This window comes from Paenibacillus sp. Root444D2 (assembly GCF_001426375.1).
GTDB lineage: Bacteria > Bacillota > Bacilli > Paenibacillales > NBRC-103111 > Paenibacillus_E.
The window spans coordinates 25346-49123 of the sequence record NZ_LMEO01000011.1; the positions used below are offsets into that span (position 1 = coordinate 25346).

A 23778-nucleotide genomic window follows, 5' to 3' on the forward strand; every position below is an offset into this window, starting at 1 on the left:
CTGCCGTGGCTGTCGCACGTTGCAACGATGATTTTCATCGTTGCAGATGAAAACAGTGCTGGCAGCCGCGCTGTGTGTGGCTTGTAACGATGTTTTACATCGTTACAGATGTCTCTGCCGTGGTTGTCGCACGTTGCAACGATGATTTTCATCATTACAGATGAAAATAGTGCTGGCTCCCGCGTTTCGTGGAAGGAAGCACAATGTAGAACAGAAGAGGGGTGGGTGAGGGTGGAAAGGCGCTTTGCGGTGGGCCGCCTTTGAAGTCGTGTTTATACCGCATAATAAATTCAAAGAACACGACTTCAACAGCGGTTGGAACCCCACATTCATCGCTCCCCGTGCTCAAAATGTATGGGTTTACACGAAAAAGGACCGTCAGGATGATCTTCCCTGACGGTTTTTTTATTTCTTGACAGTTGGCACGATATGGAACAATAATAAAAATAATAAAACGACTGGTCAGTCTTTATTATTTGAAATTTATCTCGAAGGAGGATTTCAATGAATTCATTCCATAACAATTTAGATAAATATGCATCACTAGCCATACAATTAGGGGTCAACATACAACCAGGACAAACATTGGTCGTTTTCGCACCTATAATATCGGGGGATTTCGTACGCAGATTGGTAAAGCAAGCCTATGAGGTCGGTGCAAAGCACGTTTATGTCGAGTGGTTCGACGACGAGCTTACTCGGTTAAAGTATGAACTAGCACCGCACGAAGCATTGCTTGAGTACCCTATGTGGCGTGCAAAAGGATATGAGGAATTAGCAGAAAATAATGCTGCATTTCTGTATGTCGTGGCGAATAACCCTGATCTTATGAACGGCATCGATCCCAAACGTATTCAAACAGCGAGTAGAACATCCAATAATGCTTTGCGGGAACTATCTGCTGCTAGGTTAACTAATAAAGTCAGTTGGTCGATTATCGCCGTTCCTTCACCAGCATGGGCGGATAAAGTGTTTCCATCACTCCCCGAAGAAGAGCGGGTTGGCGCCCTATGGAATGCCATCTTCGAAGCAACAAGAGTTGACCGTGATGATCCGGTACATGAATGGAAAGAACATTCAAGTGCTTTAAACACGAGATCAAAAAGACTTAATGAACGCCAATACAAGGCGCTTCATTACCGCGCCGGTGGTACTGACATTACAGTGAGTCTGCCGCATGATCACATTTGGGTTTCGGCTGGCAATACCAACAGCAATGGAATCTCTTTTATAGCAAACATGCCTACTGAAGAAGTATTTACATCACCTTTAAAAAATGGTGTAAACGGTACCGTAAAAAGTACCAAGCCGCTTAGTTACAATGGCAATCTTATTGAAAACTTTTCATTAACTTTCAAGGATGGGGAGATTATTGATTTTAAGGCAGAGAAGGGGGAAGAAAATTTGAGAAGTCTCATTGAGATTGATGAGGGTTCTCACTATTTGGGTGAAGTTGCTTTGGTTCCGCATCGCTCGCCTATTTCTAACACGAATCTTATTTTCTACAATACGCTTTATGACGAAAATGCTTCATGCCATTTTGCCATCGGCAGAGCTTTTCCGTTCTGCCTGAAAGGCGGAACAGAGATGAGCCAACAAGATCTTCAGAATTATGGGCTAAACGAAAGCTTGACGCACGTTGACTTTATGATGGGATCAGCAGATATGAATATTGATGGGATCTTGAAGGATGGGGAAAAAGAACCGCTGTTTCGTAACGGAGATTGGGCGTTTTGACGTACTAACAGAATAAAGGGAGATGCTGAATGTCACCTAAAGTTACGCAAGCTTATAAAGATGAAAAAAGGGCGGTTATCCTTGAGGGAGCGCTGCATTGCTTTATACAAAAGGGATTTCAAGCTACAACTATTGATGATATCGTACGTCATTTGGGGATGAGCAAAGGCACTATCTACAGTTACTTTTCCAGCAAAGAAGAGATGTATATTCAAATGGCCGACGATAAAATGAATGCGATGGTGGAGAACTCCAGTGAGCAGTTCAAAAATATGCCAAGCGCGGCGGATCAAATCCGCTATATGTTTGACCGATTCCGTCGACAATCGCTTGACGAACTGCGTAAATGGTTAGCTTTTCATTTGGAGTTTATGCTGTATGCAGCACGCCAACCGGAATTAACGGAACGATGGAATCAGTATGCAAGTAAAGCTTTATTGTTCATGCAGGAAATTATGGAGGGCGGCATAAAGACTGGTGAGTTCCGTTCTGATCTTGATATCGCGGCAGCTTCCCGTTTGTTCTGGTCAGTTAGAGATGGCCTTGCTCTACAATTTATGCTTAGCGGTGAGGAAACCGAATATAAGTCCATAATTAATGAGATGGAAAAAAAGGTATTCCGATATATCATAGGATAATTCACTATGGAGGTAGAGGATTATGATTTTCAAAAAAATGAGCGAATTGTCGGCTGACGATATGGTTTCGTTATGGAATAAGGGATTCGAAGGATATTTCATAAATAGTACACTGAACTTGGACAAATTTCTTTCAAGAACTGTCAACGAAGAGCTCTCACTAGAGCACTCCTTAGTCGTGTATGAAAATAGTGAACCTATTGGCTTCGTGATGAATGGGTTCCGTGTCATAGAAGGAAAGAAAGTGGCATGGAACGGGGGTACTGGCATTGCGGCGGAACATAGGGGCAAAGGGATCGGAAAAAAATTAATGGAAAGAAACCTCCAGTTGTATCGTGAACAAGGTGTGGATATCGCCTTGCTGGAGGCACTCATTCAAAACGAAGCAGCGAAAAAGCTGTATCAAAGTGTCGGCTATGATATTACCGAGCAGCTAATCTGCTTACAACATACAGAAACTCTGGATGCAAGTCTCTTACAGCCAAACGTTCCTAGTCGATATGTTACGAAACGAGGACTACCTGTGGAAGTCAAAGGACTGTCTTTCTACAGACATTTGTCAGCGTGGCAAACACAATGGGCCAGTATAAAGGATGGGGAATGTATAATTATCTCAGATGAAGAGGATGAGGTGGTTGGCTACGCACTTTTTAAGCGCGTTTTCGGAGAAGACGGTAAGCTGGCTACCATCGCTCTTTACCAATGTGAATCGATTCCGGGTCGAGCAGATGCAGTAAATATCCTCAAGGCTGTATTAAGTGAAGTATTCGCACCATTTTCTTCCTCTTGTAAGCGTATAACCATGAACATAATAGATTCCAATACGAAGCTCGTTGGGTTATTAGAGCGTTTAGGATTTACTACATTTGTGGAACAAGTGCACATGATTCGGCATTTATAAGTACTTACGAGCCTAAATTTTTAATTCGATTGATTAAGCCTGTTATATCATTAATTGTCGTAAAGATTTGTGAATTTTGAAGTTTATCAAGTGCCAAATGACCATTCTCTACCACATTATTTATCTCTTTTAACAAAACTTCATTTTTGTCTACCAATTGTTGATGAATATCCTTTGCAATCGTAGGAACACTTTTCAGATTAAATTGTTCTATTTCCGTTTTTAATTCGTTTAATTGATTTTCAAGTTCCTGTTTCGTTTCCGGATTCAAAGCAGCATCTTTCATCATTTGCGGTGCTTGTTCGGCAAAATTACTTAGTATATTTATGTGCTGCGTAGCTTGATTTACATAGTCTATCGAGTTATTTGCTCCTTCTAATAGTGAACATGCACTCAGCATCATAGTTGCAAGAATTAATGATAGTAACATCCATTTTTTCATGTTAACGTCTCTCCTTTACCTGTTATTTTGCTGACAGAACATAATCTTTGTTATTGATTTATTACGTTTTTCTAGAAATAGGGTTTCAATTTCAGAAGGGCTGCCACATGGCAGTCCTTTTTTCCATTCATGCGAGAAAAGATGATTACGATCTCACTTTTTTTTGAAGTTGTACTTAATTCGGTAAATCATTAATAAGTATCGTATTAGAAAACTTTGTTAGTCATTCTAACTATCAAAGGGGGTGAACAAGGTGCTTGGTCGCAATCAAACCGGAAATAGCAAGCTCGTTAAACAATTGAACAGACAAGAGATTCTGCGTAAGCTTCGGGAAAATAAGCGAGTTTCTAGAGCAGATTTGGCGAAGTTAACAGAGCTAAGCCGTCCATGCGTTTCTGCGTTGGTCGATGAAATGATGAAGGAAGGGCTAATCCATGAAGTTGGTGTAGGTGAGTCCAAAGGCGGAAGGAAGCCGATCCTGCTTGAATATAATTTTCAAGCTTATGGCGTAGTTGGGGCGATTTTTGAAGGTAGTACGCTGTATATGTCTATCGCTGATCTAAGTGGAGATTTGTTAGTTGATTACAACTTTCGCTTGCAACAACCAACGAATGGCGATATGGCTATTCGTTGTCTGGAGCTAGGTCTACAGACTTTGCTTAGCCAGAGTGGGTTCGAGAAATCTCGCTTACTAGGTATTGGTTTAGGCTTACCCGGAATTACACAGCGTCGTGATGGAACCGTGAGTTATGCGCCAAGCACAGGATGGATGGGGTTACCGGTGAAACAGGAGATCGAAGAACGATTAGGTCTACCTGTTGTGATTGATAATGACGTTAACTTGATGACATTAGGGGAGTTTCATAAGGGTGTCGGCAACGGAGTTAAGAATCAGGTTTATATGTATGTAGGGACGGGAATCGGCGCGGGAATCATCTTAGATGGGCAATTTTATAGAGGCTCGCGTGAAGCATCAGGAGAGATCGGATATATGATGGTAGGTCAGATAAAGAAGCTTAACCGGGGTGAATATGGCGTTTTTGAAGGGAATTACTCGGTCCCTGTCATCCAAGAAAAAGCCAGAAAAGTGCTGCCTTCCCTTGTGGAAGAGCCGGGTGTGATTAAACAACTAATTCGTCATACGGAAGATGGCCATATAGAGGCAGGCCGATTATTAAATGACATCTACAGACATTGGGCCTACGGAATCGCGAATATGGTCAGTATACTCGATCCTGATTTGTTGATTTTAAGCGGGGAGATGATTGACATCGAGGAAAGCGGTGTTGAGAAGATCCAAGGTATGCTGACGGAATGGGTTCCGTACGTACCACAAATCAAGCTGGCGGCTCTAGGCTACAAAGCTGGCATCATCGGGGCGATTCACAGTGTCCTAGAAGCTTTCCCCGTAGTAAATTCCAACAAAATATACCTTTCGGGAGGTTATGTGAATGAAAGCAAGTAAGGGGAATGTGTCCAGAATGCTCGTAGGCACTCTAGTGAGCATCATGATGGTTGTGATTACAGCTTGCGGAGGCTCCGCGCCGAGCTCTGGAAATGCTAGTCCAGCACCCACGGTGAAGCCTTCTGACAAACCTGCAGCTACGGAGGCACCTAAACCGGCAGAGAAGCAAAAGCTTGTTATTTATACAGCTAGGGATAAAAGTGTTGTCGATGAAATTATTCCAAAATTCAATACGAAGCATCCGGAAGTTGAGGTCGAGGTATTAACGATGGGTGCACAGCAGATTCTGGAGCGTGTGCGGGGAGAAAAGGCTAACCCTCAAGCAGATTTCTGGTGGGGCGGCACCCAATCCGGTCTGATGACTGCAGCGAACGAAGATCTCTTGGAAAGCTTCAAACCAAGTTTCGCAGACAGCATACCAGCTTTGTACAAAGATGCTAAGGATCGTTGGTATGGTGAAATGCTGCTGCCCGAAGTGATCATGTACAACTCCAAAGCACTTAAGCAGGAGGATGCACCTAAAGATTGGGATGCACTTCTTGATCCGAAATACAAAGGTAAAATCATTATCCGGGGCGTACTTGCATCGGGAACGATGAGAACGATTTATTCCGCTATGATTTTCAAAGAAGGTGCCGCTGATCCTAAAAAAGGGTATGACTGGCTGAAGAAGCTGGATGCAAATACGAAGGAATATGCGCAGGATCCTACTAACCTTTACTTAAAATTAGCCCGTGAAGAAGGAACACTTTCGCTCTGGAATTTGCAGGACATTATGATTCAGAAGCATTTGAAAAATCAGCCGTTTGATTTTATTTATCCAGCGAGTGGGGCACCTATCCTAGTAGACGGCGTAGGAATAGTGAAAAATGCCAAAAACAAAGAAGCTGCGAAGAAATTTTATGAATTTCTTTTCGACTCGAAGCTTCGTATAGAGCTTGCCGATAAATTGTTTCAGATCCCTACACGTACGGATATTAGCAAAGACTCACTTCCAGCATGGCTGAAAGGTATTGAATTGAAACCAATGAATCTCGATTGGACCGTCATGGCTGATAAAGAGAAAGATTGGATGCAGTATTGGGATGAGAGCATTAAAGGTAAAGGCGGGAAATAAGCAAAACATCCGTTCGGGTAGAGATAGCTCCTCTACCCGAACTCAAAGTAAGGGGGTACTGTACGTGATCGAAGTCGCTCTAGAACATGTAACCAAGCAATTTGGGAAAGTATCGGGTGTTCAGGATGTGCATATTCGGATTAAGCCCGGTGAATTCTTTACTTTCCTTGGACCTAGCGGATGCGGAAAAACAACAACTTTGAGAATGATTGCCGGTTTTTACTATCCAACCTCTGGGCGTATCGTATTTGGCAATCAAGATGTAACAACAGTGCCGCCTCACAAGCGCAATACGGGAATGGTATTTCAGAACTATGCCTTATTTCCTCATCTGACGGTATTTGAGAATGTGGCCTTTGGTCTTCAAGTTAGAAAACGACCGAAAGAAGAACGTCTCCAAAGGGTAGAACGCGCCTTACAGCAAGTACACTTACAGGGTTACGGAAATCGGCGTATTGACCAATTATCAGGCGGTCAGCAGCAGCGTGTTGCACTAGCCAGAGCACTTGTTATTGAGCCGAATATTTTACTGCTAGATGAGCCTTTATCCAACTTAGATGCCAAACTGCGAGAAGAAACACGCTTGGAGATTAAAAGGCTGCAGCTTGAATCAGGCATTACGACCATTTACGTGACGCATGACCAAGCTGAGGCCATGGCGATGTCGGATCGGATCATGGTCATGCAGGGCGGCGTTGTACAGCAGGTTGGAAAGCCGGAGGAAATCTACAACCGACCTATTAATCGTTTTGTCGCTTCTTTTATTGGTGAGTCTAATCTTTGGAACGGAACCGTGGAGCGAATAGATGGAGATCAGGTCTATGTCAGAGTTTCACCCGATCTTGTTCTATGCGGGTTGGTGAGTCATTCGGCACCTAATCGTCACCTGGCAGTGGGCGCACAAACCACTCTGTCTATCCGTCCTGAGGCAGTACGGGAGGCACAACCAGAATCTTCACAATCGGAGAACACATTCCTAGCTAAAGTTGTCATCGCAGAATTCACCGGGGTGAATGTCAATTATTTGACGGACGTATCCAATAAGCCCTTGAAAGTGATGTTCGTCAATCAAGGTCATCAAGTACGACAGCGTGACGATGCACTCGCGTTGCATATACCAAAGGAAAGCATTTACTTTCTAGAATAGGCGGAGGATGAGAATATGACCTTCAAGAAACCAGTATCTCATCAACCAGTGATCAAACGACCATCCATCACTGCTTCGCCTCATTTCGTATATGTATTAATCGCTCCCTTGTTTCTGATACTGCTGGGCTATGTGCTCTTTCCGCTGTATCAGACCTTCATTCAGAGCATTCAAATGGACGGTAATCTTACATTTAAAAACTATACACGGTTCTTCAGCTTGGAGCATACCGCCAATTTGGAAGCCCTCTGGACCAGTGTATATATCTCTGTTCTAAGTGTAGTGACATGCGCGATTGTCGGAGTCACCATGGCTTTTCTATTGGAACGTTATGAGTTTCCAGGACGCAAAGCGCTGACTGTGCTTGCCATGGTGCCGATGGCGCTGCCACCGCTGGTAGGTGTGCTTTCATTTACTTTTCTATATGGAGAAAGCGGTATTATTCCGCGGACGCTCAAGCTTTGGTTTGAGATGGACCACGTGCCGTTTTCACTAAAAGGTGTATGGGGCGTTCTCATGGTTCACACCTTTACGATGTACACCTATTTCTATATGACGGCTTCCGCTGCGATCAAGGGGCTCGACCCCTCATTGGAGGAAGCAGCTGCAAGTCTTGGAGCCGGACGTCTTTATATCTGGCGGAGAATCATATTACCCATGCTCACCCCAGCTATCGTGGCTTCGTCCTTGCTTGTCTTCATGATTGCCATGGCTTCTTATACGGCTCCTCTCATCTTCGGGATTGACAGAACGATGACGATGCAAATCTATTTGTCCCGAACAAACGGAAATTTGGATATGGCAGCTACGCAATCTACCTTATTATCCATTGTTTCCATCCTATTTCTCATTATTATGCGTTGGTATCAAGGCTTGCGAAATTATCAGAACTTGAGCAAAGGAGTTAGTGTACATCGGACAGAGGTCAAGAGTGCATGGGGGAAATATACAGCTATGGTCCTCTCCACGATAGGCGTCATCATTCTGCTCCTGCCTATTCTAGTATTGATTCTCATTTCCTTTTCCACTGATGGTACATGGACAACACAAATTCTACCGCCAGAATATACATTTAGTCATTACGTGGAGTTGTTTACTGACAGCAAAACATGGCGTCCTATTGCTAACAGCTTCAAAATGAGCTTTGTAGCAACGGTTGGCAATGTGATATTCGGTGTGGCTGCTGCCTATGCGATCGTTCGCCTTAAATTTAAAGGGAAGACATTGCTTGATGTATTTATTATGCTCCCTTGGGCATTACCAGGAACGGTAGTAGGGATTAATTTAATTACTGCTTTCAGTACTCCGTCTGCCTACAGTTTCGGGCAAGTTCTTGTGGGAACTTTCTGGATTTTGCCACTAGCCTACTTTGTGCGTCATTTACCGCTTGTCTTCCGTTCAACGTCGGCTACGCTTATGCAGATGGATCCTTCGATCGAAGAGGCAGCCCGTAATCTGGGAGCTTCGTGGTGGTACAGCTTTCGTCGAATCGTCTTCCCCTTGTCGCTTAGCGGGATTCTAGCGGGAACTTTATTGGCCTTCGTAACAGGCATTGGTGAATTCGTATCATCGATTCTGTTGTTTACTTCTAAAACAGCCCCGATTTCGGTGGAAATTTTCCAAAGAATGTATGCATTTGAATTCGGAACCGCTTGCGCCTATGGCGTTCTTCAGATCATCCTCATTATCATTGTTCTCTTTATTTCTAAAAAATTGACCGGAGACAAAGCGGGTACAGCTGTGTAAAGGATGATCATTCTGCGGGAGGGTTCAAGACCGCTGCTTGATACTAGCGGGAATTTGGTTTCCCGCTCAACTCTCAGAGGTGTTATAAGGAGGAGTAAAAGTGAAGAAAGCTACATGGAGGAAAGTGTTTACGAGTGTCACTAGCGTTGCCGTATTAAGTACCTTGCTGTTTCCTAGCATGGCGCAGCCAGTCAGCGCTGACAGAGGCGTAGTTGATCTCTGGAAATCGATTAAACCTCTCACGACCATCGCGAGCGCTATGAACACAGGAGCTCACCCTGACGATGAACACAGCGCTATGCTTGCCTACCTTTCATTAGGAAGAGGGGTTAATACGTTAAGTGTCATTGCAAACCGTGGGGAAGGAGGCCAGAATGAGATCGGCAGTGAACTAGGTAATGCGTTAGGCATTATACGAACACGCGAACTGCAGGAAGCTTCCAAAATCACGAATGTCACTTTGGGTATGTTAAGCGAGCAAATTAATGATCCTATATTTGACTTCGGTTTTTCAAAAAGCCCCGATGAAACACTGCAGAAGTGGGGAGATTCGGTGGTCTATGAAAGACTTATTCGGAAAATCCGAGAGTTGCGGCCTGACGTAGTCATTCCTTCTTTCCTCAACGAAGAATCGACACATGGTCATCATCGGGCCATTAACGTCATAACCGTTCGTGCATTCAAGGATGCGGCTAACCCTGAGGTGTTTCCAGAACATTTGAAAAACGGCCTGCAGCCTTGGCAAATAAAGAAGCTATACCTTCCTGCCAATGATAAGGATTACAACGTGGCTGTACCTGTAGGAGATTATGACGAAATTTACGGCGCTTCTTATGTCCAATTGGGAGAAGAATCCCGTTTTATGCATAAGAGTCAAGGGATGGGAAGACATGTTGATGAAGGTCCAAGCTTCAACTATTACAAATTAAATTCATCGGTTAAATCCGAAAAAGAGAATGATTTCTTCGACGGCATTGCTTTCTCCTTTGATGATTTGGCCAAAGAGATAGAAGCGAAGGGCAAAGATAACAATGTGATTAAAGATTTACGAGCCCTCCAAAAGGATGCGGAAGAAGTCATTAAAGCATACCCTGTTTTCTCTGACGTGGCTCGAGAGGTACAAGAAATGAAGGCGCATGTAGAAACGGCCGTGAGCGATGTGAAGGCATCGACACTAGATGCAAGCGTCAAGACCGATTTGCTGTATCGCCTTCAAGTGAAGGATGCTCAACTGAATAAAGCAGGTATGGAAGCATCGTCGTTGGTTGTGAAGGTAAAACCGGAAACCGGCGAAATCGTTGCAGGTCAAACGGTCAAAATGGTAGTTTCCGCTTATAATGGCGGCAAGACCAACCTGAAGAACGTTGGGCTCGGGCTGAATGTGCCTGAGGGGTGGACGACAAAAGCAGTCGGAAACACAAAATTTGACCAACTTAGCTACAATCAGACGGTTTCTGCCACTTTTGAGGTTCAAGTCCCTAAGGATGCAGTAGAGTTCCAGGTGTATCAACCATCTGTAGTAAGTGCAGATGTGTTGTATCAGTTAAATGGTGTTTCTGGAAAAATACGTGTTACCCCATCGAATCAAGTGGCTGTGCTCCCTGCGTTCGCACTTTCATTAAGCCCTGAGGCTACGGTACTTAACACATTGAAGACCGAAGAGCCTCTTCCGGTCAAGGTTACGGTTCGCAACTACTCGCCAGGAGCTGCCAAAACGTCCATTTCCTTGAACGTCCCTAAGGATTGGAATGTAACACCTGCATCTCAAGAAATAAATTTCTCTGCAAAAGGTGAAACAAAGCCGGTTACGTTCCAAGTCAAAGCTCCGGCTGGAACAGCTGTTGGCAAATATACAGTAACAGCGGTAGCAACAAGCGGTGATGTTACCAGCAAGGAAAACGTACAAATTATCGATTATCCACATATCGGTAAAACCTATTTGATTCAGCCAGCAGAATTAAAGATTCAGGCCTTTGATTTGAAGGTGCCTACAGGTCTGAAAGTGGGATATGTATCCAGTGGATTCGACAATATTGATCAGTACTTAACCCAATTTGGCGTGAACGTAACGAAACTCGACGAGAAAGCGATCCAATCCGCTGACTTATCTCAATATGACACGATTGTATTGGGCATTCGGGCATATGGTTTCCGTCCAGAACTGCTTTCGAGCAATCAAAGACTTCTCTCTTATGTGGAAAACGGCGGTAATCTGGTCGTTCAATATCATAAGCCGGAAGATAAATGGAAACCTGAGCTTGCTCCTTATCCGATAAAAATTGGTGAACCGTTAATTCAATGGCGTGTCACGGATGAGAATTCCAAAGTAACGATGCTAGCACCTGATCATCCGATCTTTACAACTCCTAATAAAATTACAGATGCAGATTGGAACAATTGGATTCAAGATCGCTCGGCTTACAACCCGGCTGAGTGGGGCAAAGAGTACACGCAGCTGATATCTAACGGCGATGCAGGGGAGAAGGAATTTACCGGAACGTTCTTAAGCGCTAAATACGGTAAGGGAACCTACACCTACAGTTCACTTGTATGGTATCGTGAAATTCCGAACCTGGTCCCTGGTTCTATTCGCCTCTTCGTGAACATGATCAGCTTAAAGCAATAGGAATAACTACAAAGGGAGGCCTGAACCGGCCTCCCGATTTATCAAACGGGGGAATCAAGCCCATGGATATTAGGGAAGTACACGGTCGTGATCTACAGACTGTATTAGAAGAAGTCCGATTTGCAGTGGTACCGCTCGGATCCATCGAATATCACGGACCGCATTCACCTCTCGGAACGGATGTCATTCTAGCGAATGGTTTTGCAGAGCGTCTCCATCCTGCTTTGAAGCCGCTTATTTATCCCATTGTTCCTTACACGGCTTGTCCTGGAAAGACCCGTCATTATCCAGGAACAATCTCCGTGAGTCCGTCTGTCATCACCGATTACTTATATGAAATTGTTGACGGGATCTGTCAGATGGGTATCCGAAATGTACTGCTGTTAAACGCACATGATGGGAATATGGGTGTTTCCAGAACAGTAGCTGAAGCCATTACAGCAACCTATAAAGACGCTAGTGTTCTATTAGTAAACTGGTGGCAAATGGTATCAACGCAAAGTGCCGAAGAAGTTGGAATCTTTACAGGGACTACTGGTAGAGGGCATGGAGGCCCCTATGAAATGTCGGTTGTCAAAGCATTTCGACCTGATTTGGTTCACGTAAGTGACAGTGACCTAGACCTAACAGCAAATCATTCACTTTCGAAACTGCCTTATGTATTAGTGGAAGGCAGTCCAGCAGGTTGGGATGGCTACACGGGGCATGTTGGGCAGACATCATTAGAAGCAGGGGAATGGATTATTGCAGAAGCAGTTACTAACTTACATCAATTACTTGAAAGCTGGTTACAGAAACCAGTAATGAAAGACGGAGGTGAATAATTGAATGGGAAATCGTGAGTCGATTATGGAAGTTGAAGGTAAAGCATTTCCTGGTAAAACATATACTGAGGCTGTTCTAGAACCTGCTTACAATGAAGCCAAACAGCATCTATTGGATGCCATGATGGCCATTAATAAAGCTCATTTGATTATGTTGAAGGAGCAGCAGTTGATTTCACAAGATGAGGCAAACCAGATTGCGAATGCTATTGTACATCTTGACCTTGATCTTTTACGCCAATCTAATTATTCGGGTGAGTTTGAGGATTTATTCTTTCAGGTGGAAAGCCAGCTGCAGCAGCACGCAGGCGATGTTGCGGGAAATTTGCATCTAGCGAAGAGCCGTAACGATATGGGTGTTACGATTTACCGTATGGTACTTAGGGAGAAGCTTCTGGTCACAATGCAATCCGGTTTAAAGTTACGTAAGCAGCTTCTGCAATTCGCAGAGGAGCATATTCATACGCTGATGATTGGCTATACACATACCCAGCAGGCGCAGCCAACGACCATGGCTCACTACATCATGGCTGTTGTTGACTCGCTTACGAGAGACATCCGCCGGATGACAGCCGCTTACAAAAATTGTAACCGCAGTAGTATGGGAGCAGCTGCGCTTACAACGTCGGGTTTTCCTATTGATCGGAAACGAGTGAAAGAGCTTCTAGCCTTCGACGAGCTTGTAGAGAATTCCTATGATGCGATTGGCGGAGCGGATTATTTGGGAGAGGTTGCAACTTCTATTAAACTTGCAGCCATCAACCTGGGGCGAGTCGTTCAGGATTTATTGCTCTGGTGTACGCAAGAGTTCGCCGTTATCAAGGTAGCCAGTCCTTATGTTCAGATCAGTTCCATCATGCCGCAAAAGCGAAATCCTGTATCTCTAGAACATATGCGCGCCCTTCTTTCCAGCTGCGTTGGCAATGCGGATTCCGTGCTTGCGATGATGCATAATACGCCTTTCGGCGATATTGTTGATACCGAAGACGACATGCAGCCTTACGCGTGGAAATCTCTTGAACTCATGGACAAGATCTATCGACTTCTAGCCGTCGTAGTGGGGACGATGGATGTTAATAAAGAGGTGCTTCGTAAACGCACAGAAGGCAGCTTCGCTACCGTTACCGAACTGGCGGATACCTTGGTTAGAACGGACAAACTCTCCTTCCGAACTTCCCACCATATCGTAAGTTCAGTCGTAAAGAGAGCGATGTCGGAAGGATTAGCAGCGAACGAAGTTACATGGGAACTTGTCAATGAAGAAGCTAAGGAGATCATCGGTCGTAATTTGATAATGGATAGAGTCACATTGGCACAAGCCTTAGACCCTGAGAACTTTATTCAAATACGCTCCTTGCCAGGAGGACCAAGCCCCCAAGAGATGATAAGAATGATTCAGATACGTTGTAAGGATCAACTAGCTCTGGATCAATGGTTAACGGAGTCGGATCATAAAAGCCGTACTGCTCTGCAGGTTTTGGATGAAGTCATGAGGGAGTGGGGGAACCCATAATGTCAGCAAAAAAGATTCCATTTCTTGCTGTGGACGGCGGAGGAACCAAAAGCCTGTGCTACTTCTTCGATGAGCATGGTCAGATTCGAGGTCAAGGTAGATCAGGATCTTGCAATTATCAGGGGGTCGGTAAAGAAGCAGCTGTGAGGGAGCTTATCCATGCGATTCGAAATGCTTTGGAGGACGGTAAATTAGTAGGGAATGGGGAGGTTGGCGAAACAGAATTAGAAACGGATTGTGCGGCATTGGGGATCGCTGGTTTGGATACCGAATATGATCGCAGGATCATCCTGGCGTTAGTTGAAGAGGCGCTGCAGCATTTACGTATATATGCCAAACGTTTAATTATTGAAAATGACGGCTTCGCAGCATTACTGGGGGCAACGAATGGTCAACCAGGCATTCTTATGATTGCTGGAACAGGATCCATCGTTTATGGCGTTAATGATCAGGGCGTTGTTGCCAGAGCAGGAGGGTGGGGACATCGAGTTGGAGATGAGGGAAGCGGGTATTGGATCGGTAAACAAGCGATCATTCACATTTTAAAAACATGGGATGGACGGACGGCCCCCAACAAGCTGGCTGATCATATTCTTCCTTACTTGGATCTAAAAAATCCCGAGGATTTGTTTAATTGGACATACAACTCGAACTATTCTGTGGAAAAAGTAGCTGAATTGTCCAGTCTCGTCTCCCAAGCGCATACGCAGGGCGATCAAGTGGCTAAGTCCATTATGATTCAAGCAGCCGAACAGTTATTTACTTGTGCTAAGGCCGTCATTGAGCGAATAAATTTATATAGACAACCTTTTCAAATTATTTTGCAAGGCGGCGTACTACAAAACAATGCGTTTGTAAGGGAATATATAACGAGCCAATTCAACACCTTTGCGCCATCTGGACAAATCGAAAACAAGAATAAGGAGCCTATATTTGGAATGATGGCTTTGGCTCTAGATCACTATCAGAAATTTCATGATGGATGATTAGTCTAGTGGAGGGATCCTATGAAAAAAAGGCTGTTGTTCGTTTTTGCCCATCCTGATGATGAGTCATTCGCTTGCGCCGGCACCATGGCAAAATATAGGGAAGCCGGTCACGACGTCCATTTGATTTGCGCAACCTCTGGTTGCGGGGGGAAGTCTGGCGAGTATTCAGTAACCTGCAAGAAGGAACTCGCCACACTCCGGGAGCTGGAATTGTCACAGGCTTGCTACGTCATAGGCGTAACTAACTTGTATTTGCTTCATTACGCGGATGGCAGCTTGATTAACCAGGATATCAACGAAATAGCCGCAAAAATCGAATCCCATATTGTACAGCTGCTACCGCAAGTCATCGTAACGTTTCCTCCAAACGGAGTGACTGGACATCGAGATCATATAGCCATATCCCGAGCTACAGAACAAGCGGTTCTTCAATCTGAGGAGAAATTGATGCCATCTCAGTATTGCACCTTGTTTTTCGCATCGATTCCTCACTACTATGATTATTGCGCAGATTCAGCACCAACCGGTGCAGTCCCCATAACTGGAAAAGTAAACATAGTGAATCAACGTGAAACAAAAGGGCGTGCGCTACACGCACATCGAAGTCAAATCTATTCGGTAAACCGAGCCTATCCAGGTGTCATGCAAGGAGACTATGGGGTTATCGGACAATATGAGTACTACACGAAGGTGCGGGCTGATGGACTGTTTGAAGACATTCAGGAAAGCACGGAAGGAATTCCAGAGATAGAGCTTTGTTAACGAATGAGCAGATGATACTAAAATTGAAGTTAAACAATGGAGACCCTAAACCCGGTGAATAATCCTACATGGATTGTATATCGGTTTTTTTGTGTTCCTGTATAAGTGACAAATCATAGTTTATTCGAGGCATATAAAATTCGCGAGCTCTTACGTACAATAAATGTAAGGGCTTTATTCATTTATGTAAATTTGGAAGGTGTCTATAGTACAGCTAATCTAAAGGAGGATAACGCAGTGAATATCGTTGGTTGGAATGAGTATCGACATGAGAAATCAAATGAAGCTGTGGCTGCCATTTACCCTGAAGGCATTCATTCTGTGATTGCACAAGGTTTGCAACAAGAAGGTGTGAATGTAAAGACGGCCACACTAGATGAGGTCGAACACGGGCTTACGGATAAAGTTCTTAGTGAGACGGACGTATTGGTTTGGTGGGGACATAAGGCGCATGATCATCATCCACAAATCAAGAAGGTCATTGCGAATGCCGCACGGTGGGCTGCTCCAATGGATGGACCTCAACTGCAATTCGGCAAATCTGAACCTTTGGAGAAGCTCTAATGAAGGTCATTACGATCGGGATTATAGGTACCGGTTTTTCAGCAAAAGCCCATATAGAAGCTATTCGGCGTATTCCTTATTTACAAGTGGTAGCAATTGCGGCTAGCAGTTTGGAGAGAGCAGAAGAGTTTGCTAAAGAATATGGGATTCCTAAGGCGTATGGAAATGAAAGTGAACTCATCCAAGACAACGAAGTCATGGCTGTTCACAATTGTACGCCGAACTATATGCATTACACCATTAATCGCGAGGTTTTATTGGCAGGTAAGCATATATTGTCTGAAAAACCGCTAGGGATTAGCGGTGAACAAACAAAAGAGTTGACACGATTGGCTGAAAATAGTACGGGAGTAAACGGTGTCGCATTCAATTATCGTCATTTTCCGTTGATTGCCGAAATTAAACATCAACTTCATAAGCAGACTTACGGAAAAGTAAACCTCGTATACGGCGGTTTTTTGCAGGATTGGTTGTTAAACAATACAGATTACAATTGGCGACTAGAGCCGAAATATAATGGTGCTTCACGTGCTTTAGCAGATATAGGATCACATTGGTGCGATACGGTCCAATACGTGTTAGGCAAGAAAATTGTTAAAGTCTTTGCTGATTTGAAGGTTGTTCATCCTATCCGGTTAAAGCCGTACGAAAAAGCGAGTCCCATAGATATACATTCGGAAACACTCTATGAGGAAATTCCCATGGAGACGGAAGACTATGGGAGTGTGCTCGTCCATTTTGAAGGTGGTATTCAAGGTGTATTTACCATTTCTCAAGTGAGTGCTGGTCGCAAGAACAAGCTGTTTTTTGAAATTGCAGCGGATAAAGGGACACTGGCTTGGAATCAAGAACAACCCAATTCCTTATGGATTGGTCGAAGAGATCAAGCAAATCATGAGCTATTCTCAGACCCGCGTTTGCTTACCGAATCGGCAGCAGCGCTTTCCCATTATCCTGGAGGCCATCAAGAAGGTTGGCCGGATGCTTTGAAAAATATGTTGATTGATTTTTATTCCGCTATTCGAAACCGAACGGCGAATGAATCAATCTGTTCCAGATCATTTGCCAACTTCGAAGAAGGCGATCAGATCATGAAAGTCATGGACGCTATTCTGGAAAGCCACCATACGGAGCAATGGGTGAAAATTGAATAACCTGTATTAGTGACAAATATCTATTTATTAGAGTCATGTATTAAATCTCAATTCCCTTTATAATTAAGATGTAAGCGTATAACAAAATAAAATATTTTTGATAATTGATTTTAATACATCACAAATTCATATAGAATAACTTGGAGGTTTCAAGATGCCAAAACAGCTTGTCGCAACTGCACCACGCAAAGCAGAGTTACTTAACTATGAAGAGACTCCATTAGCTCAAGGACAAGTTAGAGTTAAAGTGGACTATGCGTCTCCTAAGCATGGATCTGAATTAGCTGATTTTCGCGGAGAGCGCAACCAAATGGAAGACATATATGATAACGACTGGCAACTCTTTATGCCGCCAAATCCAGACGTGGCTGTAGGCAGTCCTTTTGGTAAATGGAATATTGGCAATCAATGGGTAGGGCGGATTACGGAAATCGGGCCAGAGGTGCAAGGGTATGAGGTTGGCGAACGACTTTGCGGTTATGGCGGCATTCGTGAATCTCATGTGGTAAACACCATCAACCCGAAGCGGTTAATGAAAATGCCAGAAGATATGTGTTGGAAAAATGCCGTCTGCTTTGACCCTGCTCAATTTGCTTTAGGCGGCATTCGAGATGGTCAAGTTAAGCTAGGTGATCGAGTTGCTATTTCAGGCCTTGGAGCTATAGGTGCAATTGCTGCACAAATGGCTAAGTTAGCCGGTGCCAGCTACGTTGCCGTCATAGACCCAATCCTGAAGAGAAGAGAAGCTGCTATCCGTGCAGGCGCAGATGAAGCATTTGATCCTTTGACACAGGATGTAGGTATGGAATTGAAAAAAGCGACCAACAAGTTGGGTGTCGATGTCATCATTGAGACAAGCGCTAACGAGCATGCTTTACAAGCCTGCTTACGAGGATTAGCTTATGGGGGAACGATCGCTTTTGTTGGCTGGGCCAGACCCTTTAAAGGCGGGTTAAATTTAGGGATGGAAGCACACTTCAATAATGCGAAAATTGTCTTTTCTCGTGCATGCAGTGAGCCCAATCCGGAGTATCCACGTTGGAGCTGGAAACGAATTCAAGAGGTTTGTTGGAGTTTGTTGGCAACTAATCAGGTCAATTGCGAAGAAATTGTTGACCCTGTGATTCCTTTTTCAGAAGTGGCAGATGGATATGAGCAATATGTAGATCGCACACCCGAACAAAGCATTAAATTAGGCGTAATCTTTACGGCGTAATACAGGGATTGAATGAACCAAAAGGGGTGGTAATGTGTCGGACGGTGTCATGGATTTAGATCTCTTATTACAAAATGCGGTGCTTAATATTATACAATTTGATATTCATACCAGACGTGAGATGAAAACCTATAACCGTACCCGACCTTGTTACGTCATGTCCTACCATAAGAAAGGCTATGCCAAACTTAGGATCGGAGATGAATTATTTTCAATTGAACCGGGTACAGTCATTCTGATCCCGCCTAATGTCGTACATGATCATTTCAAGGAGAACGCAGATGAATCGATCTTTTTATGGTCCCATTTTACGTTTGAAATTGGCGGGGTCATTGATGTGCTTAAGCTTTTTCAAATCCCTTACACATTTAAGTTAAAGGATTCAGAAGAGTTCGAGAAGGTTTTCCTGCAATACAATGAGCTTAAGCAGCAAACAGGATTTTTACCTACAACCATTTTACGCAAAGCGAAAGCCCTTGAGTTAATTTACTTAGTTCTCGAAAGCGCCATTCATATGGATGAGAACGCGGGTTCCAATATTCAATCGCGCAGCTTCATGGAAATATTGGCGAGAATTATTCAACACCCTGAGCAGGATTTCTCCTTGTCTCAATTTGCTAAAGAATTAAATATGCATCCAACTTACATTAGTAATCGATTCAAAGAATTGTACGGTAGATCGCCCATTCAAGTGCAGCGTGAAATGAAAATCCACAATGCCAAAGCGTTGTTAAAAACAAGTCAATTATCCATTACCGAAATTGCGCTATCTTTAGGCTTTAATGGGATACCGAATTTCACAAGATTGTTTAAAACCTACGTGGGTACTTCACCATCGCATTATCGTGAACTCAATAAAAAGAAAATTGACGGGTATTTTACAAAGAATTAATTTTTAAATTGAACATGTAGGAGAGAACAACATGAAATTTGCTATTCAAGATAAGTTAACGGGTTTATCTGACTACAAAGAAGTTTTTCTTATGGCAAAAGAGATTGGCTATGACGGAGTTGAATTAAACCTTTTCCAGCAGCCCTTGAATGATCATTTAACCGGTGAGCTGCTAGCTGCAATCGATTCTACGGGAATTCCGCTCACAGCAATTTGCGGCGGTTATCGGCACTGGATAGGGCACTTCGACGAATCAAAACGCTTAGAAGCTATATCGGATATTCAGAAATCTTTGAAATACGCAGCACAATTAGGTGCCCAAGGCATTATTGCGCCTGCAGCTTATGGCATGTTCTCCAAATCCTTGCCGCATCAAGTATTACCTCGAGATGATCAAGGAGACCACATCGCATTAATAGATTCCTTGAAGCAAATAGCCGAGCAAGCTGAGAAGCTGCAAGTGACCCTATTTATTGAACCTTTGAACCGTTATGAAGATCATATGCTGCACACCGTATCGCAAGCTGCCTCGTTGATTAAAGAGGTTGAAAGTCAGCATCTTAAGGTTCTAGGCGACTTTTTTCACATGAATATTGAAGAGGCTGATATTTCACGCACCATTGAAAACGATTACAGCAGCTTGGGATACTTTCATCTGGCTGACAGCAATCGGCAGCTTCCTGGTAAAGCACATACTGATTTTCGGACACCTTTTCAAACCTTGAAAAGACTTAATTATGAGGGCTATTTATCCATGGAATGCAGAATTGGCGAAGAAAGGAGAGAGCTTTTACAAGAAACTTTACAATTTTTGCGGGGTTGTTTGCAGCATTAATCCAAAATGAGAGGGAGAGATAAAAATGAAAAAATGGATTCGATCCATGGTCCCAATTATGTTAATGAGCAGTTTGATATTGTCAGCTTGTACGACGAATGCTCCTGTAAAACAAGAAAGCAAATCCGCTGGTGATGCGAAAAAGGGTGAAGTGGTCACTGTTAATTTTTGGGATAATTATACGGATACAACGCAATCTAAAGCTATGGATGCCATAATTGCCAACTTTGAGAAACAAAATGGAAACATCAAGATCAAAAGATCTTCCATGAAAGCTGACGATCAACGTAAATTAATTAAGCCAGCTTTATTGAGTAAAGAAGGACCGGATTTGTTTGCTTATGATGCAGGCCCAGGTTATCTGGGCGTTCTGGCTAAAGCTAATTTACTCATGGATTTGACAGCGAAATCAGAAAGCTTAGGATGGAATAAACGTTTCCCAGCCTGGATCCAAGAGCGAAATACGTTCGATAAAAAGATTTATGGCGTTGGTACGCAAGTGGAGATGTTAGGTGTTTACTATAACAAAAAGATCTTCAAGGATTTAGGCGTAAACGTGCCAAAAACGTATGATGAATTTCTGGCCATTTGTAAAGCGGCCAAAGATAAAGGCATCGTAGGTATCTCTTTGGATGATAAAGACCAATGGCCTGCGCTCCATTTGGAAAGCATATTCTATACAGCGGTTGCTGGAAAAACAGGAATTGAAGCTGTTTTGAATGGTCAAAAAAGCTTCGATCAACCTATTTTTGCTGAATCATTAGATATCTTTAAGAAATTGATTACAGACGGCTATACAACAAAAAGCCCATTGGCGATTTCTTATGAAGACGGCAATAAAGAATTTTTTACAGGTAAAGCTGCGATGCGTATGACGGGTACCTGGATGGTATCCGGTATGGTTGAGAACTTGAAAGAAGATGTTGGTTTCTTCCCACTTCCATCCATTAAGCCGGAGCAACCGCTCATGGCACCAGGTGGAATTGGCGGCACGTTTGCAGTCTCTTCCGGTACCAAGCACCCTGATGAAACTGTTAAATTCCTGGATTATATGTACTCGACGGATACCGCAAAAACATGGTACGAGGCAAGCATTATTCCTCCAATGTCAATTGATATCAACACGATTAATGCGAATTCTCTCTTTAAAGAAGTCGTTAGTTTATCTGCATCAACGGCTGGTCAATCCTATAGTATTGATGTGTTAATGCCACAGAAGGTTAATGATGTTACGATGAATGATTTGCAGGAATTGATTGCTGGGAAGAAGACTGGCGCAGATGTGGTCAAGAATAAGCAAAAAGCTTTTGAAGAAGAAAAGGCAAAAGGTAACTACTAAGCCTTCATGATGAAAAAGATAGCATAGAGATAGTGCTTCTAGCACTATCCCTATGCTTATCTAACAGAAGAGGCACTGGAGGTGAACATATGAGCATCCTCACCAAAATAAAACCATTTAAAGCATTGTTTTTTATTTTACCAGCATTGCTTTTTTATATCCTATTTCTGATTGTGCCAATCATTCAGACGGCTCAATATAGTATGTTTGATTGGGATGGTGCTAGCCCAGTCATGAATTTCGTAGGGTTTGATAATTATGTGCGTTTGCTGCATGACTCTATTTTCTGGAAAGCGTTAGGGAATAATTTATTTTGGATTGGCTGTTCGGTGACGATTCCCATATTCATCGGTTTAATTCTGGCTATTTTAGTCCTATCCAAAGGAATTCGGGGAGCTATTGTTTTCAGAGTTACTTATTTTATGCCGACGATCATCTCTCTGGTTGCGGTTGGTATCGTTTGGAATTGGATTTATCATCCGAGCTTTGGGTTCATCAATATAACCTTAGAAAAAATGGGTTTAAGCAGTCTGGCATTAGATTGGTTGGGTAATGAGCATACCGTAATGCCCGCACTGGCAACAGCTGGGAACTGGACTTATTATGGATTTTGTATGGTCATCTTTATGGCTGCTATGCAGGGAATTGATAAAAGCTTCTACGAGGTAGCAAAGATAGAAGGGGCATCTATTATACAAACCTTTGTCCGTGTAACAATCCCCTTACTGAAGAGCACAATCACATTATTGATCTTAAATTCGTTAATTGGCTCGTTTAAAGTGTTTGATATCATTTATATGATGACGAAAGGTGGACCTTATCATTCATCGGAAGTGATCTCTACGTATATGTTTGACAGCGCTTTTCGCTTAAACGAAGTGGGTTATGGAGCAGCAATTTCGATAACGTTGGCTCTTATTATTGCCTCTTGCTCTGTCGTCTATATGCGTTTTGCAGAAAGGAATGGTTAGAAATGAGGCGTTTATTGATGAAGGATACAATCAGAATGCAACTGACGGCTCCTAAAAGCTCTTCCTCGTATGCACAGCAAACTTTAACCTATTTGATCTTGCTTGCCTTTCTGCTTATATCGGTCATGCCAATCGTTTGGATCATTCTAGCTGCACTCAAACCAGTAAGTGAATTAAATACAAACTTGTTTGCATTTCCTAAGCATTTGACTTTCGGCAACTTTTCAGAAGCTTGGACCGTAGGGAAAATGGGGAAATATTTGTTGAATAGTGTGATTGTTGCTGTTCCTCGCGTGTTTTTTATTATTGTATTGGCTTCTTTAGCAGGCTTTGGCTTCGGAAAGCTTAAGTTCCCGGGCAGAGATGTCTTGTTCTTCTTCTTTCTCTTCGGAATGATGGTGCCGATACAAGCAATGGTCATTCCACTTTATTACACGATGCAGCGTTTGGATTTGATTAATTCCTATTGGGCGCTAATCCTGCCGAGTTTTGGCTTGGCCATGCCGTTTGCGATCTTCATGATGCGAACATTTTTTAAGGATTTACCGGATGAGTTGATGGATGCTTCAAAAATAGATGGTTGTAATCATTTCACATCCTATCTTTATATTATGCTCCCGTTGACAATACCTGCGTTAACCTCATTACTGGTATTTGAATTTATGTGGTCGTGGAACGATTTCTTACTTCCGCTGCTCTTTGTATATGACGATGCTTATCGCACATTGCCGCTCGGGATGATGTATTTCTTCGGTGAATACACATCTAATCAGTCACTAATTGCAGCAGGGGTATCCATTGCCATTGTACCCATTATTGTGATCTATATTATTTTCCAAAGGAAATTTATAGAAGGTATTACAGCAGGTTCTGTGAAGGGCTAGCACTCGCCATTTTCAT

Annotated in this window: 20 protein-coding genes and 1 pseudogene; 20 read left to right on the top strand and 1 reads right to left on the bottom strand. The window is 43.3% G+C overall.

Going from position 1 to position 23778, the window contains the following annotated elements; all coding sequences use genetic code 11:
- Positions 1–504: 504 nt before the first annotated feature.
- From ASD40_RS08375 to ASD40_RS08385, 3 genes are read left to right on the top strand one after another with little or no spacing between them, the layout of a single operon-like run.
- Positions 505–1737, top strand: coding sequence for an aminopeptidase (locus tag ASD40_RS08375; protein ID WP_057302864.1), 1233 nt, complete (start codon positions 505–507; stop codon positions 1735–1737).
- A 29-nt stretch (positions 1738–1766) separates the two neighbouring features.
- Positions 1767–2375, top strand: coding sequence for a TetR/AcrR family transcriptional regulator (locus ASD40_RS08380; protein WP_057302865.1), 609 nt, complete (start codon positions 1767–1769; stop codon positions 2373–2375).
- A gap of 22 nt (positions 2376–2397) precedes the next feature.
- Positions 2398–3276, top strand: a complete 879-nt coding sequence (locus ASD40_RS08385) for a GNAT family N-acetyltransferase (protein ID WP_057302866.1) — start codon at positions 2398–2400, stop codon at positions 3274–3276.
- A 4-nt stretch (positions 3277–3280) separates the two neighbouring features.
- Here ASD40_RS08385 and ASD40_RS08390 read toward each other — a convergent pair whose 3' ends face one another.
- On the bottom strand, positions 3281–3718 hold the full coding sequence (locus ASD40_RS08390; RefSeq protein ID WP_063870746.1) for a DUF6376 family protein: 438 nt from the start codon (positions 3716–3718) through the stop codon (positions 3281–3283).
- 253 nt (positions 3719–3971) lie between these two features.
- Between ASD40_RS08390 and ASD40_RS08395 the strand changes: the two genes are divergently transcribed.
- From ASD40_RS08395 to ASD40_RS08475, 17 genes and pseudogenes are all read left to right on the top strand, one after another.
- Positions 3972–5183, top strand: a complete 1212-nt coding sequence (locus ASD40_RS08395) for an ROK family transcriptional regulator (RefSeq protein ID WP_057302867.1) — start codon at positions 3972–3974, stop codon at positions 5181–5183.
- On the top strand, positions 5170–6300 hold the full coding sequence (locus ASD40_RS08400; RefSeq protein WP_057302868.1) for an extracellular solute-binding protein: 1131 nt from the start codon (positions 5170–5172) through the stop codon (positions 6298–6300). The genes ASD40_RS08395 and ASD40_RS08400 overlap by 14 nt, the downstream gene beginning before the upstream one ends.
- Before the next feature lie 64 nt (positions 6301–6364).
- Complete coding sequence (locus ASD40_RS08405; protein ID WP_057302869.1) at positions 6365–7447, top strand: ABC transporter ATP-binding protein; 1083 nt, start codon at positions 6365–6367, stop codon at positions 7445–7447.
- A gap of 15 nt (positions 7448–7462) precedes the next feature.
- Positions 7463–9193, top strand: coding sequence for an ABC transporter permease (locus ASD40_RS08410; RefSeq protein WP_057302870.1), 1731 nt, complete (start codon positions 7463–7465; stop codon positions 9191–9193).
- A gap of 178 nt (positions 9194–9371) precedes the next feature.
- Positions 9372–11819: an NEW3 domain-containing protein gene (locus tag ASD40_RS08415; protein ID WP_156389943.1), complete on the top strand. Its 2448-nt coding sequence runs from the start codon at positions 9372–9374 to the stop codon at positions 11817–11819.
- Between the two features lie 62 nt (positions 11820–11881).
- Positions 11882–12643, top strand: a complete 762-nt coding sequence (locus tag ASD40_RS08420) for a creatininase family protein (RefSeq protein WP_057302872.1) — start codon at positions 11882–11884, stop codon at positions 12641–12643.
- A gap of 4 nt (positions 12644–12647) precedes the next feature.
- Positions 12648–14156: an argininosuccinate lyase gene (gene argH, locus ASD40_RS08425; protein WP_057302873.1), complete on the top strand. Its 1509-nt coding sequence runs from the start codon at positions 12648–12650 to the stop codon at positions 14154–14156.
- Entirely contained in the window at positions 14156–15142 is a 987-nt protein-coding gene (locus ASD40_RS08430) for an N-acetylglucosamine kinase (RefSeq protein WP_057302874.1), read from the top strand. Before argH ends, ASD40_RS08430 begins: the two co-directional genes overlap by 1 nt.
- Before the next feature lie 21 nt (positions 15143–15163).
- Positions 15164–15907, top strand: a complete 744-nt coding sequence (locus ASD40_RS08435; protein WP_057302875.1) for a PIG-L deacetylase family protein — start codon at positions 15164–15166, stop codon at positions 15905–15907.
- 237 nt (positions 15908–16144) lie between these two features.
- A pseudogene (locus ASD40_RS08440) lies at positions 16145–16363 on the top strand (ThuA domain-containing protein); the annotation flags it as partial.
- 107 nt (positions 16364–16470) lie between these two features.
- Entirely contained in the window at positions 16471–17625 is a 1155-nt protein-coding gene (locus ASD40_RS08445; RefSeq protein ID WP_057302877.1) for a Gfo/Idh/MocA family protein, read from the top strand.
- A 154-nt stretch (positions 17626–17779) separates the two neighbouring features.
- Complete coding sequence (locus ASD40_RS08450; protein WP_057302878.1) at positions 17780–18841, top strand: zinc-dependent alcohol dehydrogenase; 1062 nt, start codon at positions 17780–17782, stop codon at positions 18839–18841.
- 34 nt (positions 18842–18875) lie between these two features.
- Positions 18876–19733, top strand: a complete 858-nt coding sequence (locus tag ASD40_RS08455; protein ID WP_057302879.1) for a helix-turn-helix domain-containing protein — start codon at positions 18876–18878, stop codon at positions 19731–19733.
- 31 nt (positions 19734–19764) lie between these two features.
- Positions 19765–20568 carry a sugar phosphate isomerase/epimerase family protein gene (locus tag ASD40_RS08460; protein WP_057302880.1) on the top strand — a complete coding sequence of 268 codons (804 nt, stop codon included), beginning with the start codon at positions 19765–19767 and terminating at the stop codon, positions 20566–20568.
- Between the two features lie 25 nt (positions 20569–20593).
- Positions 20594–21907, top strand: a complete 1314-nt coding sequence (locus ASD40_RS08465) for an ABC transporter substrate-binding protein (RefSeq protein ID WP_057302881.1) — start codon at positions 20594–20596, stop codon at positions 21905–21907.
- Between the two features lie 89 nt (positions 21908–21996).
- Entirely contained in the window at positions 21997–22878 is an 882-nt protein-coding gene (locus tag ASD40_RS08470) for a carbohydrate ABC transporter permease (protein WP_057302882.1), read from the top strand.
- 17 nt (positions 22879–22895) lie between these two features.
- Positions 22896–23762, top strand: a complete 867-nt coding sequence (locus ASD40_RS08475) for a carbohydrate ABC transporter permease (protein ID WP_200957387.1) — start codon at positions 22896–22898, stop codon at positions 23760–23762.
- Positions 23763–23778 lie beyond the last annotated feature (16 nt).